General features: G+C 56.7%; 12 protein-coding genes. 2 read left to right on the plus strand and 10 right to left on the minus strand.

Features of this window, described 5'->3' with window-relative positions:
- Positions 1 to 205: 205 nt before the first annotated feature.
- Complete coding sequence (locus ACLHDD_RS12165; RefSeq protein ID WP_427104316.1) at positions 206 to 2,359, minus strand: ornithine decarboxylase; 2,154 nt, start codon at positions 2,357 to 2,359, stop codon at positions 206 to 208.
- Positions 2,360 to 2,919: 560 nt separating this feature from the next.
- On the opposite strand from ACLHDD_RS12165, the gene ACLHDD_RS12170 reads away from it, so the two are divergent.
- Positions 2,920 to 3,903: an MDR family oxidoreductase gene (locus ACLHDD_RS12170; RefSeq protein ID WP_427104317.1), complete on the plus strand. Its 984-nt coding sequence runs from the start codon at positions 2,920 to 2,922 to the stop codon at positions 3,901 to 3,903.
- A gap of 26 nt (positions 3,904 to 3,929) precedes the next feature.
- Here ACLHDD_RS12170 and ACLHDD_RS12175 read toward each other — a convergent pair whose 3' ends face one another.
- Positions 3,930 to 4,427 (minus strand): CinA family protein, encoded by a 498-nt coding sequence (locus tag ACLHDD_RS12175; protein ID WP_427104318.1) that lies wholly within the window; start codon positions 4,425 to 4,427, stop codon positions 3,930 to 3,932.
- A 485-nt stretch (positions 4,428 to 4,912) separates the two neighbouring features.
- On the opposite strand from ACLHDD_RS12175, the gene ACLHDD_RS12180 reads away from it, so the two are divergent.
- Positions 4,913 to 5,209, plus strand: coding sequence for a SelT/SelW/SelH family protein (locus tag ACLHDD_RS12180; protein WP_427104319.1), 297 nt, complete (start codon positions 4,913 to 4,915; stop codon positions 5,207 to 5,209).
- Between the two features lie 2 nt (positions 5,210 to 5,211).
- Here ACLHDD_RS12180 and ACLHDD_RS12185 read toward each other — a convergent pair whose 3' ends face one another.
- From ACLHDD_RS12185 to ACLHDD_RS12220, 8 genes are all read right to left on the minus strand, one after another.
- Entirely contained in the window at positions 5,212 to 5,742 is a 531-nt protein-coding gene (locus ACLHDD_RS12185) for a PadR family transcriptional regulator (protein ID WP_427104320.1), read from the minus strand.
- Between the two features lie 72 nt (positions 5,743 to 5,814).
- Entirely contained in the window at positions 5,815 to 6,570 is a 756-nt protein-coding gene (locus tag ACLHDD_RS12190; protein WP_427104321.1) for a siderophore-interacting protein, read from the minus strand.
- Between the two features lie 402 nt (positions 6,571 to 6,972).
- Positions 6,973 to 7,167, minus strand: a complete 195-nt coding sequence (locus tag ACLHDD_RS12195) for a hypothetical protein (protein WP_427104322.1) — start codon at positions 7,165 to 7,167, stop codon at positions 6,973 to 6,975.
- A gap of 192 nt (positions 7,168 to 7,359) precedes the next feature.
- Positions 7,360 to 8,229 (minus strand): helix-turn-helix domain-containing protein, encoded by an 870-nt coding sequence (locus tag ACLHDD_RS12200; RefSeq protein ID WP_427104323.1) that lies wholly within the window; start codon positions 8,227 to 8,229, stop codon positions 7,360 to 7,362.
- 336 nt (positions 8,230 to 8,565) lie between these two features.
- A complete protein-coding gene (locus tag ACLHDD_RS12205; protein WP_427104324.1) occupies positions 8,566 to 8,733 on the minus strand; it encodes a DUF2474 domain-containing protein in 168 nt (55 codons plus the stop codon).
- 1 nt (position 8,734) lies between these two features.
- On the minus strand, positions 8,735 to 9,739 hold the full coding sequence (gene cydB / locus ACLHDD_RS12210) for a cytochrome d ubiquinol oxidase subunit II (protein ID WP_427104325.1): 1,005 nt from the start codon (positions 9,737 to 9,739) through the stop codon (positions 8,735 to 8,737).
- A 1-nt stretch (position 9,740) separates the two neighbouring features.
- Positions 9,741 to 11,153 (minus strand): cytochrome ubiquinol oxidase subunit I, encoded by a 1,413-nt coding sequence (locus tag ACLHDD_RS12215; RefSeq protein WP_427104326.1) that lies wholly within the window; start codon positions 11,151 to 11,153, stop codon positions 9,741 to 9,743.
- Positions 11,154 to 11,940: 787 nt separating this feature from the next.
- The gene (locus tag ACLHDD_RS12220; protein ID WP_427104327.1) at positions 11,941 to 12,321 is read right to left on the minus strand and encodes a winged helix-turn-helix transcriptional regulator; all 381 of its coding nucleotides are present in this window, start codon (positions 12,319 to 12,321) and stop codon (positions 11,941 to 11,943) included.
- Positions 12,322 to 12,408 lie beyond the last annotated feature (87 nt).

The raw sequence follows: 12,408 nt of genomic DNA on the forward strand, positions 1-12,408 counted from the left end.
GATTGTTAAGGGGCGGGTGTCCGCCCCTTAACGCGTCCGCCTGCACGGGCAACCTGAAACTCCCGCTCGCCTGGCGGGCGAAACCTGCTCAGCGTAAAAACACAGCCCCGTTCGCGCAGCGAATTCCCCTTAACCCAGCGGGCGAATCCCACTCAGCGTAAAAACACAGCCCCGTTCGCGCAGCGAACAAAAAGCCCCGCTCAGATCAGCCCGCCACCATCATATTGGCCACCAGGTATTTACGTCCCTGCTCATCCTCTTCGGTGTAAACGCCCTGCAGCTCGGGTGAGAAGCCAGGCAGCAGATTCAGCCCCTCTTCCAGCGCCAGGAAATAGCGCTGAACCGCGCCGCCCCAGACCTCTCCTGGCACCACGCAGAGCACGCCAGGAGGATAAGGCAGCGCCCCTTCCGCCGCGATTCGCCCTTCCGCCCCGGCTATCGGTACCAGCTCTACGTCACCGCGAATATAGGCCTGATGCGCATCCTGCGGATTCACCCTGACCGCCGGGAACTCTGCGGCGCGGAACATCAGGCGCTGCAGATCCTTCACGTTGTGGCTGACGTAGAGATCGTGCATCTCCTGACAGAGACGACGCAGGGTATAACCCGCATAGCGTGCGGCATTTTTGCGGTAGAGGGTCGGCAGCACTTCAGCCAGTGGTGCATCCTCTTTAACGTGCTGCTCAAACTGCGCCAGCATCGCCACCAGATTGACCATCTTCTCCGGACTCTCTGCGGGTGTCAGCAGGAACAGGATCGAGTTAAGATCGCACTTCTCCGGCACGATGCCATTCTCACGCAGGTAGTTCGCCAGGATCGTTGCCGGAATACCAAAATCGCGATACTCACCGCTGGCCGCGTCGATGCCCGCCGTGGTCAGCAGCAGTTTACAGGGATCGACCTGATACTGGTCGCGTGCATAACCGGCGAAACCGTGCCACGTCGCCTGTGGTTCGAAGCTGAAGTAACGCAGGTCGCGGGCGATTGTCTCCGTCGGGGCATCCTGCCAGCGCTGCCCCGCTACCGTCTCCGGTACAAACGGCAGGATCATTTCACAGCGTTCCAGGATCGCTTTGCGTGCCTCAATCCCCAGCCTGACGCACTCATCCCACATACGACGTCCCGCTTCGCCCTGATGCATTCTGGCGTTGATATCCAGCGCGGCAAACAGCGGATAAAACGGGCTGGTGGATGCGTGCAGCATAAAGGCGTTGTTCAGACGCTTGTGCGGGCAGAAGCGCCGCTGACCGCGAATGTGATTATCCTTCTTATGGATTTGCGACGTCTGCGAAAAACCGGCCAGCTGTTTGTGCACGGACTGTGTCACAAAGATGCCCGGATCGTTCTCATTCAGCTCCAGCGTCAGCGGCGAACAGCCTTGCATCAGTGGAATGAACTGCTCATAGCCGAGCCATGCGGAGTCAAAAAGGATGTAGTCGCACAGGTGGCCGATGCGATCCACCACCTGACGCGCGTTGTAGACCGTGCCGTCATAGGTGCCCAGCTGAATAATCGCCAGACGGAACGGCCGCGCCTCCCGGGCACGCTGGGGAGCCACCACCGCAATCTGCTCACGCAGATAGGTCTCATCAAAGCAGTGCGCGTCGATACCGCCAATGAAGCCAAAAGGATTACGCGCCGCCTCAAGATAAACCGGTGTCGCGCCCGCCTGAATCAGCGCACCATGATGGTTCGACTTATGATTGTTACGGTCGAACAGCACCAGATCGCCCCGGGTCAGCAGCGCATTGGTAACAACCTTATTGGCGCTGGAGGTGCCGTTCAGCACAAAGTAGGTTTTGTCGGCGTTAAACACCTTCGCGGCATACTTCTGCGCATCTTTGGCGGAGCCTTCATGGATCAGCAGGTCACCCAGCTTGACATCAGCATTGCACATGTCCGAACGGAAAACGTTCTCGCCATAAAAGTCGAAGAACTGTTTGCCTGCCGGATGCTTTTTAAAGAACGCCCCGCCCTGGTGGCCGGGACAGGCAAAGGTGCTGTTCTGCATATCGACATAGCGGCTCAGCGTCTCAAAGAACGGCGGTAGCAGCGCGGCTTCATAAGCCTGTGCAGCCGCCTCCAGCGCCTGCCACGCCTCTGGCTCGCCATTCAGCTCACCGCTGACGCCGGGCAGATGCATCACCTCCTCTTCAAAGGCGTTTGCAACAAAGACCGGCAGATTGAAGCCGGTGTGGCGCAGCAGCGTCAGCACACCGCTGCGGGTATCTGCCAGCGAGACGACAACCGCCGCCACGTCGGTAAAGTCGGTGTTATCCAGCGTCACCACATCACGCGCGGTGTTCAGGGTCAGGCTGGGCGCCACGGCGGCGCTGGCAGCAATTTTCAGTGGAGTCATAGCGAATCCCCAACGTCAGGGAGAAGTGCCTGCGGCACAATTATGGGGACGGTGCCCCGGCGAATAATGACCGATCGGCAGGCATTACGCGGCAGGTGAAGGTACTTCACCACCACTGCCTGACGGACTCACCGCATGATCAGTAACGGAGATATCGGGAAAGAGACAAGCCCGCTGTGCGCCGGAAAACGCGAACGGTAAGACGGGCGGATGCGCGGTAAACCGGACATGGCGACGTCCTCGATGGTGAAGAAGCAGGGACAAAAAGTGGCGCTCATCATGTCATCTTTTTTAAGCACCGACAAGCCGGAACCTCTAATTACCCATTCACCTGGCCAATGCACAACACGATGATTTATATAACTTAATTTCTTTTGCTGCGCTTTGTTTTCCGATTAATTATCTGAAATACATGCGAATTTATGCACTTATTGCCCTGCAAATCTGAATGTGCATTATCCAGGCAGCCGTTCTGCTGGCCCGGAGGCGACTCCCTGCCCTACCGCATCGCGACGGCCTGGCGTAGACTTAGCTTTTCTTTCCCCACTGCCGGAGGTGGCATGTTCAAGGCACTGATCATTGAAAATGACGAACAGGGTTACCGTTCCCTGCTAAAAGATCTCCCCGAATCCCAACTGCCCGACCATGATGTCACCCTCGACGTCAGCTACTCATCCCTCAACTACAAAGATGCCCTGGCGATCTGCAACAAAGGCCCGATCGTGCGCCAGTTTCCTATGGTGCCGGGGATCGATTTTGTTGGCCGGGTGACGGCCAGCCGCCACCCGGACTGGAAAGAAGATGATGTGGCCCTGCTGACGGGCTGGGGCGTCGGTGAAAAACAGTGGGGCGGCCTGGCGCAGAAAGCCAGCGTCAGCGGTGACTGGCTGGTGAAGGTGCCCGCCACGCTGAGTCCGTTGCAGACAATGGCTATCGGCACGGCGGGCCTTACCGCGATGCTCTGCGTGATGGCGCTGGAAAAACAGGGCATCACGCCGGAACACGGGCCGGTACTGGTGACCGGTGCCAGCGGCGGCGTCGGCAGCTATAGCGTGAGCCTGCTGGCGCGTCTGGGCTATGAGGTGACGGCATCGAGTGGACGCGCCAGCGACCACGCCTGGTTAATCGACACCCTGGGCGCAGCCTCCGTGATTGACCGTGAAACGCTTTCACAGCCTGGTAAGCCGCTGGCTAAAGAGCAGTGGGCTGCCGCCATCGACAGCGTTGGCAGCCACACGCTGGCGAATGTCCTGGCCGCCACCCGGCGGGACGGTGTGGTCGCCACCTGTGGCATGGCCCAGGGACTCGATCTGCCAGCCAGCGTCGCTCCCTTTATCCTGCGTGGCGTGACGCTGACCGGCGTCGACAGCGTGATGTGTCCGAAGCCGCTGCGCCAGCAGGCGTGGCAGCGGCTTGGTGAACTGCTGGATGGTGAACAGCTTAGCAGGCTGAGCCAGGTGATTCCGCTGACCGAAGCCGGCACGCGCGCGCAGGATCTGCTGGAAGGCCGCGTGCAGGGGCGGCTGATCGTCGACTGTCGCTGAGCCCGACTACAGCGCGGTTCCTGCCTTCAGCCGGCGATCTGCCGTAACCGTTTGATCAGTCCCTGCAGCGCGAACTGCGTGCCCTGCTCCATCACGGATTTCGGATCGCCGCTGAACTGATGGCATTCCGCCTCATCCCTGCCGTCCGGCAACATCCAGCCGAACCAGATGGTGCCCGCCGGGGTACCATCTTCACCGCCATGCGGACCGGCATAGCCGGTAATCGACAATCCTACCGGCTCCCCCGAACGGGCACAGGCACCCTGCACCATCTCACGGGCTGTCTGTTCGCTTACCGCCGTATGCTGTTTAAGCGTGCCAGGATGCACCCCCAGCAGACGGATTTTGGCGTTTTCGCTGTAGGTCACAAAGCCACTGGTATAAAAGTCACCGCTGTTCTCTACTGCCGCCAGCGTCATGCTGATCAGCCCGGCGGTGCAGGATTCAGCGGTGGTCAGATGCCATCCGCAAGAAAGTAAAATTTTACCCAATTGTTCAGCGGTCTGATCAAGTGATATTGCCATAATGGTCTCCTGAGTCTGTCCGGCACTCCAGGTATAGCGCAAAATCAGCAATAAAAAACTTGCAACACAATGTTTTTAAAAGCGAAACGGCCAGATCTCTGCGTTGAAATTCTGGACAGTGTCGCTTAGCATGCTTCCCGGAATCAGCCTGAGCGCGCCATTGCCGATGCTGTCCGGCAGGGCATCTGCGCGGTCGCAGCAGGCTGCAGTGCCGCTCAGCAGGCAGGGAGAATCGTGCGTCAATCACTGAAATGCGAGTCGCAAAGGCGCGAAGCTACAGATTAGTTGTTACTATTCGCCTCCCTGTCTGCAGGCAGCATAAAAAAACGCGCGAGCAGCGCGGTAACAGGCATGAGCAATATGCCGATGCTCCAGGCTTTACCCGCCTCATGCCATCAGGCAGGTTTAACGGGACAACTCACCACAGCGCACAGATTTTTAACCCGAATGCATCAGCATTTATCAAAACGTAAAGGACGAGAGTTATGGCGCAAAAACCGGTGGTTGTTATTCATTACTGTATGCAGTGTAACTGGCTGATGCGTTCAGCGTGGATGGCACAGGAACTTCTGCACACCTTCGCGGAAGATCTGGCAGAGGTGACGCTGAAGCCGGGTACGGGGGGTGTTTTTGAGATTATGCTGGATGACCATCTGCTGTGGGAACGTAAGCGTGATGGCGGATTCCCGGATGCGACTACGCTGAAGCAGCGCGTACGCGACATCTGCTTCCCGGACCGCACGCTGGGCCATATCGACAAGCATAAAACGGAAATCAGCTAAGGCTATTCACTGCGGGTGATTTTCTCTGCCGCGTCATGCAGCGCCTGAATCAGCGTCTGCAGCGCGGCGTCTGAAATATCTTCCTGCGCCAGCCGCCGGTTCAGCGCGACCTTCAGCCCATGAATCGCCTGCTCCACGGCTGGAATGCTGCGGTTGTTGACCAGCACCGCCAGCGAAGAGAGCCGCGCGATCAGACCGGGGACCATTTCACGCTGCCCGGCCAACTGCGCCCTGCCCGCAGGCATCAGGCGATAGGCTTTGCGCGTAGCCTGCGCGTCCACCACCTGAATCGCCTCCATCTCCTCCAGCAGCGTCAGATTCGGGTAGATAATGCCCGGACTCGGCGAATACTCCCCTTTCGACAGCTCTTCAACCGACTTAATCAGTTCATAGCCGTGCGCCGCACGCTGTTCCAGAAAGTAGAGCATCAGCAGGCGGATCTCACTCGCTTCCAGCATTTTTTCACGTCGTTTGCGACGCTCGCCGCAGCCAGCCTGTGCGTCAGAGGGGGTGGAAGTCGGATACAGTTTCATGGCCTGCCCTGCGGGGAAAAAAGGAGGTTGATGGTAGTTCGCCGCCTGACAAAACTCAATTGCTGCCACCGCTTACTTCGCGTGCCAGTAGGCCACCGCCCGCACAAACTGGCTGTCAAGGCCGCGCTGCACCGTGAAGTAGTCAGAGAGGGCTTTCACCGCCTCCCCCTCGCCGGTCAGCCAGATAAAGTAATCTTCTGCCGGCAGCGCGATCTGATCCAGCCGGGCCATCAGGTCACTGATCTGCGCCTTCTGCATCTGACCGCTGCCGAGCCAGTGTGTTGTCAGGTTATCCGTCGCTGGCAAATAATCGCGGCCCGTCGCTTCATCGGTAAAGGCGAAAAGATGCAACGCCTGCGCCTGTACGTCACGCTGACGGCGCGCAAAGGCGGGCAGACCGGTTTCATCGCAGACGCAGAGCTGAAAAGCATAATCGGTCGGCACCACCAGCGAACCACGCGGCCCGCCGATAACCAGCCGATCGCCAGGCTGCGCCCGCGTTGCCCAGTCACTGGCGACACCCTGCTGGTGAATATAGAAGTCGAGGGTCAGTGAAGACTCCCCATCAAACGCCAGCGGCGTGTAGTCCCGCGCCTGCGGCCGCAGTCCGTCGGGCCAGACGATGCCCTCTTCCGTGATCTGCGGCAGAGCAAGCGGCGTATTGTCAGCAGGAAAAAAGACTTTGATGTGGTCGTCGAAGCCTGGCGAGGTAAAGCCCGCCAGATCGCTGCCGCTGAAGCGGATACGCCAGAAGTGACCGGCGATCTGCGTTTTACTGATAACCTCAATATGGCGGAAACGTAATTCATTGCGGACGCGCTGCGGCATACGTGGATTCGCTGATACAGGCAACTTATCTCTCCCGAAAGCCGGAATGCCCGCAGATGGGCACGCCGGAATCATTAAATAAAAATCATTCTCATCTGAAGCCTGAAGATTAGCTATGATATATCTTAAGCACAAGAACGAAAAATGCGATCGGCTGCGCTAAGATATGTTTTACACCGACGACACGACGCCTCATCCGGCACAGGAACAGTGCAGAAAAAGGACAGAAGTCGGGATGGCGGGCAGCGGCCAGAGAGCCACGTAACAGCCAGCTTAAAACAGGAACGAACAGGAGAGAGGCAGCAGGTGAACGCAGAGCCGGGAGGTGAAGGCATAAGCGTACCCGGCTCGTGATGAGTCGGTTACGCTTGCGCGCTGCGGTTACCGGCAGCGCAACCGGACTTACAGCGTATCGTTAAATCCGGAAAGAGGCATGTCTGAACTGGTGTGCTCCGGCAGTTCCCCGTCGCCCAGAATTTCATGCTGAGAGCGTTGAGAGTGCGGATGCAGTCCGGCAGGGGGTGAGAAAGGCTCAGCCTGCTGCGCCATTGCCATAACAGGCAATGCCAGAATAAGGGAAATCAATAAGCGTCGCATAGTGGTCTTCGGTTGTCGTTCTGGCCGGAAACGGCCTGAAATGCAGATGAATATTCCAGCCCCGTCACAGAAGCTCGCTGATTAAAGTAAGACGGGGTTTCGGAGGAGGATTTTACGCCAGCCGGGCACGTTATTTTATAAAATCGTGCGGTTTGTCACGGTTTACCGCACGAAAGATGAATGCGCTGAAGCCTATGCCTGGGTAACAGGAATGGAAAACACGCCGCTGAGCCAGTCGGATCTGCAGTGCGCAAAATCGAGTCGCAGCAGATCTTTGCCCGGACGACGCGATACGCCCAACGCGGGCAGATGCTGATAGTAGATGTCCTCGATAAAGCGCGTGAGCTGTTCTGGTCTGCCGCTCCAGCGGATTGACGCATAGAGGCCGCACGCCTCATGCCAGCTTGTGATGTTATCCCCCAGCAGTCCGGCATGCTGCGGCTCCAGCGCCTGAAACAGGCTGATATTCTGCTGGTCGGCAGAGCTGTCGCCGGGGCCATACTGAAAGCCCAGCCAGCCCTGCGTTACCTGACTCCCTGCCAGCGCCACCAGATGTCGCGCCTGATCGGCCACCCGGTGATCGCGGTCGGCAATGTAATCTCCGAACTTACACTCCCACTCCAGCGTCTCTCCACACAGAGGCAATGCTTCTTCGCGCTCCACCAGCGTCGCGCGTTCAGCCAGCGTGCGCGCCAGAATGCGGCCATGAAAGTTTTTCACTGGCAGATGAGGAACGCGGCGAAACGCGCCAGGCGTCAGCGAAAAGTGGCCTTTAAAAACGCGGGTAAAGTTTTGCTGATTATCAAAGCCAAAGCGAACAGCGATATCGATAAGCGTCATGCGCGTCAGGCGCAACGCCATCGCTGCCATTGTCAGACGCCGTTTGCGGGTATAAGCCGCCAGCGTCTGCCCCGTCATCTCTTTGAACATGCGCTGCATGTGCCACTTGGAATACCCTGACTTGAGCGTGATTTGGTCGATGTTCAGGTCGTCGGTGAGATTGGCTTCTATCCACTCAACCAGATCGTTGATGTGCTGTTTTTTAATGGCCTGACTGAGCATGATGGCAAGTTACGACGCAGATTAGGACTGGAATTTTCGGCACATGAGAATAGCAAAAATCACCTCTGGCCATAAGCTAAGGGAGGCGATAAACCGCCATTTCAGCCGCAGACCGCATTAATTGCTTAGGTTACTAACTAAAAAAGGCTGACATGCGTCAGCCTTCCATACAACACAACCTGAAGTGATGAGCGCATAGGGCTGGCGTCACGCCCGGCACTTCACGAACAAATCAGGCTGAACGACGCCAGGCGCTGACCGGGTGACGATGCTCTGCAACGAGACGGTGCGTAATCACCCGGCGCCGGGCAGACGTTCAGCCCTTTCTGCCCGCAGCTAGTGGCTGCGCATGCCCGCTGCTGTCATCATCATGCGGAACAGCGAGGCAACCACCCCCAGCGCCAGAACGCTGGCGGCATAGATAACGACCAGCCACATCACACGTTTCCACCAGGGCGCTTTCGTTTCTTCCTTGTGGTCTTTCATGCTGCTGAGGCTTTTCATATCAATGGTATCCTGCGTCTGCTTTGATTTTTCCACGGAACACGTAATAGCTCCAGAAGGTGTAGCCCAGAATCATCGGGATAATCAGCAGGCTACCGACCAGCATAAAGGCCTGGCTCTGCGGTGGTGAGGCAGCATCCCAGATCGTGATCGCGGGCGGAATGATGTTTGGCCAGACGCTGATACCCAGCCCTGAGAAGCCCAGGAAGATCAGTGCCAGCGTCAGAAGGAACGGTGAGTAGTGCGCTTCACGCCTGATGGCGCGCACAATCCCCCATGAACAGAGCAGAACCAGCACCGGAACCGGCAGGAACAGGAACAGGTTTGGCCTGCTGAACCAGCGATGCGCGATGTCCGCATGTGAGAACGGCGTCCACAGGCTGACGATACCGATAATCACTAACAGCGCGATGACCAGCGGCGTCGCCAGCGCAGACATTTTACGGTGCAGCTCATTTTCGGTCTTCATGATAAGCCAGGTGCAGCCCAGCAGCGCATAGGCCACGACCAGACCCAGCCCACAGAACAGCGGGAACGGTGCCAGCCAGTCCATTGCCGAACCGGCAAAGTGGCGGCCCTCGACCGGGATACCATCCAGGAAAGCGCCGACTGCTACCCCCTGACTGAAGGTCGCAATAACTGAACCGGCAATAAAGGATTTGTCCCAGAAGGCCCGGTGTCCCTCAACCGCCTTGAAGCGAAACTCAAAGGCGACCCCGCGGAAAATCAGGCCAATCAGCATGGCGGTCAGCGGAATCGACAGGGCGTCGGTGATTACCGCGTAGGCCAGCGGAAACGCACCAAAAAGGCCCGCGCCGCCCAGCACCAGCCAGGTTTCATTACCATCCCAGACCGGCGCGACGGTGTTCACCATCATGTCGCGCTCACCGACATCTTTATTGAACGGGAACAGCAGGCCAATACCCAGGTCGAAGCCGTCCATCACGATATACATCAGGGTGGCAAAGACAATAATGACAAACCAGATTACGGAAAAATCGATCATCTTAGTGCTCTCCATCCTTAAAGGTGGCAGCGGAAAGCGGACGCGCCGGGGTTTTCTTCTGACCGGGTCCACCCTCTTCGGTAACGTGGCCTTCGCCGACAACCGGTCCCTGCTTAATCAGGCGCATCATGTAGTGATATCCCACGCCAAACACCGAGCTGTAAACCAGAATAAAGGCCAGCAGGCTGATGCTCATGTGCATATCGCCATGCGCGGAAACCGCATCAATCGTTCGCTGTACGCCATAGACGACCCACGGCTGGCGACCAATCTCTGTCGTGAACCAGCCCGCCAGAATCGCAATCAGACCGGATGGTCCCATCAGCAGCGCAAACCACAGGAAAGGACGCGACTCATAAAGGCGGCCTTTAAAGCGCAGCCACAGGCTGACTACACCCAGCGTAATCATCAGCAGGCCCAGCGCCACCATTACACGGAAGGACCAGAAGATGACGGTTGAGTTCGGTCGATCCTCTTTCGGGAACGACTTCAGCGCCGGCACCTGCTTATCCAGACTGTGCGTCAGGATCAGGCTGCCCAGATAAGGCACTTCCAGCGCATATTTGGTTCGCTCCTGCTCCATATCAGGGATGCCGAACAGGATCAGCGGCGTCGCTTCTCCCGGCGGGTTTTCCCAATGGCCTTCGATAGCCGCGATTTTGGCAGGCTGATGCTCAAGGGTGTTCAGACCGTGCGCATCGCCAATCATCGCCTGAATTGGCGCGACAATCAGGGCCATCCACAGCGCCATGGAGAACATCCTGCGGATAGCCGGATTGTTATTGCCCTTCAGCAGATGCCAGGCCGCAGACGATCCTACAAAGAAAGCGCTCGCCAGGAACGCCGCCACTGACATGTGGAACAGGCGGTAAGGAAATGAAGGGTTAAAGACGATTTTCAGCCAGTCCTGTGGCACCACGACCCCGTTCTCGATCAGGTAACCCTGCGGCGTGTGCATCCAGCTGTTAGACGCCAGGATCCAGAAGGTAGAGATCAGGGTTCCCAGAGCGACCATGCAGGTGGCAAAGAAGTGCAGACCCGGGCCAACGCGATTCCAGCCGAACAGCATAACGCCGAGGAAGCCCGCTTCCAGGAAGAACGCTGTCAGCACTTCATAGGTCAGCAGCGGACCGGTGATGCTGCCCGCAAATTCCGAGAAGCCGCTCCAGTTGGTGCCGAACTGATAGGCCATGACCAGCCCGGAAACCACACCCATGCCGAAGTTGACGGCAAAGATTTTCGACCAGAAGTGGTAGAGATCGCGATAGGTCTGATCGCGGGTTTTGAGCCACATACCTTCGAGGACGGCCAGGAAGCTGGCGAGACCGATGGTGATGGCGGGAAAGATAATATGGAAGGAAACAGTAAATGCGAACTGTATCCTGGCCAGATGAAAGGCATCTAATCCGAACATTGCTTACCTCTTTGCCACATAGATTTGCCACATAGAACACCATGTATTTACTTATAATTAACAACTTAAGCCTGATACGCGACTTCTCTGCGCTTATTGAAATTCCCGCCGCAAATTTAGAACTATTCGCGACGAGGAAACAGAAACAGTGGGGTTAATGAAAACTATAACAGTCTTTTTTGATTTTGATCATTGTTTTTAGCAGGAATTATTTATTTAAAAATAAGGCGTAAAGGTTAACTACAGGGTGTTTTTGTGTCATTAATGTTACGGTATTTACAGCATCAAAAAGGCGGGCGGGCGAACACAAACTCCGCCTGAAAAATCCTCTCAACGGCCTGTTTTCAGGCACTATTTTACTCAGCATGCGGACCAGACGGTGCGAAAAGTGAAGCAGGAAAAATTAAATCATCTTATTTCTTAACAGGTTAAACCGGGAAACAGCAGGCTCTGCCGCTTTGTTTTATTTTTTGTTTTACGCCAGCCGATCCTGACAGCGATCCTGCCAGAATAAACAGCGGAACGGGAGTTCAACAGGCAGCAGAAATGTTAATAAAATGAGTCGGAAATTACGCACGAATTAACAATGAAAGCCAGACCGCAGATTATTGCCGTCCCGCGCTGAACAGGTCGATTTAATTAGCCGCAATAAAGTGGAGAACCACCCGGGTTATTTGTACCCTCCTGCCGGTGTCGCGGTTGCGGCGGAAAAAACGTGATGTTGAGAAGCATAAATGCGTATAAAAGAATGCCGGTGTCATCACACTCTGACGACTTTCATGGAAACTTACGCTGTCGGGGCGTTGCTGCGCTGAGCCAGAATCCGGCCCAGATTCGCTTCCAGCCAGTCCGCCAGCCCTACGACCTGCTCCCCAACCTCGCGGCCAAGCGGCGTCAGACGGTACTCCACATGGGGCGGCACCACATCGAAAGCGATACGCTGGACAAAACCATCTTCCTCCAGGTAACGCAGATTCTGCGCCAGCATCCGTTCGCTGACACCGCCGACGGCCCGGCGTAGCGCACTGAAGCGCAGCGTCTGGTCCTGCAGTGCCAGCAGAATCAGCACGCTCCAGCGGCTGGTAACCCGCTTCAGGACGTCACGCGAAGGGCAATTCACGTTAAGAAGTTCGCCACGGATAAATTTTTCTCTTAATTTTTCAGCCATTTAATCTGCCTTTCCCACACTAACAATTTTGTAAGTACTTACTAAAAGTTAGTTTATCCCCTAATCTGAATTTCACCAACCGCCACA

It is taken from the genome of Pantoea sp. NSTU24 (assembly GCF_050157905.1).
In the GTDB taxonomy this organism is placed as follows: Bacteria; Pseudomonadota; Gammaproteobacteria; order Enterobacterales; family Enterobacteriaceae; genus Pantoea.

What these genes read in the sequence shown, in the direction of transcription:
- ACLHDD_RS12170 (WP_427104317.1), top strand. Translation starts at nt 2,920, where the DNA reads ATGTTCAAGGCACTGATCATTGAAAATGACGAACAGGGTTACCGTTCC.
- ACLHDD_RS12185 (WP_427104320.1), bottom strand. Translation starts at nt 5,742, where the DNA reads ATGAAACTGTATCCGACTTCCACCCCCTCTGACGCACAGGCTGGCTGC.
- cydB (WP_427104325.1), bottom strand. Translation starts at nt 9,739, where the DNA reads ATGATCGATTTTTCCGTAATCTGGTTTGTCATTATTGTCTTTGCCACC.
- ACLHDD_RS12200 (WP_427104323.1), bottom strand. Translation starts at nt 8,229, where the DNA reads ATGCTCAGTCAGGCCATTAAAAAACAGCACATCAACGATCTGGTTGAG.
- ACLHDD_RS12205 (WP_427104324.1), bottom strand. Translation starts at nt 8,733, where the DNA reads ATGAAAAGCCTCAGCAGCATGAAAGACCACAAGGAAGAAACGAAAGCG.
- ACLHDD_RS12175 (WP_427104318.1), bottom strand. Translation starts at nt 4,427, where the DNA reads ATGGCAATATCACTTGATCAGACCGCTGAACAATTGGGTAAAATTTTA.
- ACLHDD_RS12165 (WP_427104316.1), bottom strand. Translation starts at nt 2,359, where the DNA reads ATGACTCCACTGAAAATTGCTGCCAGCGCCGCCGTGGCGCCCAGCCTG.
- ACLHDD_RS12215 (WP_427104326.1), bottom strand. Translation starts at nt 11,153, where the DNA reads ATGTTCGGATTAGATGCCTTTCATCTGGCCAGGATACAGTTCGCATTT.
- ACLHDD_RS12220 (WP_427104327.1), bottom strand. Translation starts at nt 12,321, where the DNA reads ATGGCTGAAAAATTAAGAGAAAAATTTATCCGTGGCGAACTTCTTAAC.
- ACLHDD_RS12195 (WP_427104322.1), bottom strand. Translation starts at nt 7,167, where the DNA reads ATGCGACGCTTATTGATTTCCCTTATTCTGGCATTGCCTGTTATGGCA.
- ACLHDD_RS12190 (WP_427104321.1), bottom strand. Translation starts at nt 6,570, where the DNA reads ATGCCGCAGCGCGTCCGCAATGAATTACGTTTCCGCCATATTGAGGTT.
- ACLHDD_RS12180 (WP_427104319.1), top strand. Translation starts at nt 4,913, where the DNA reads ATGGCGCAAAAACCGGTGGTTGTTATTCATTACTGTATGCAGTGTAAC.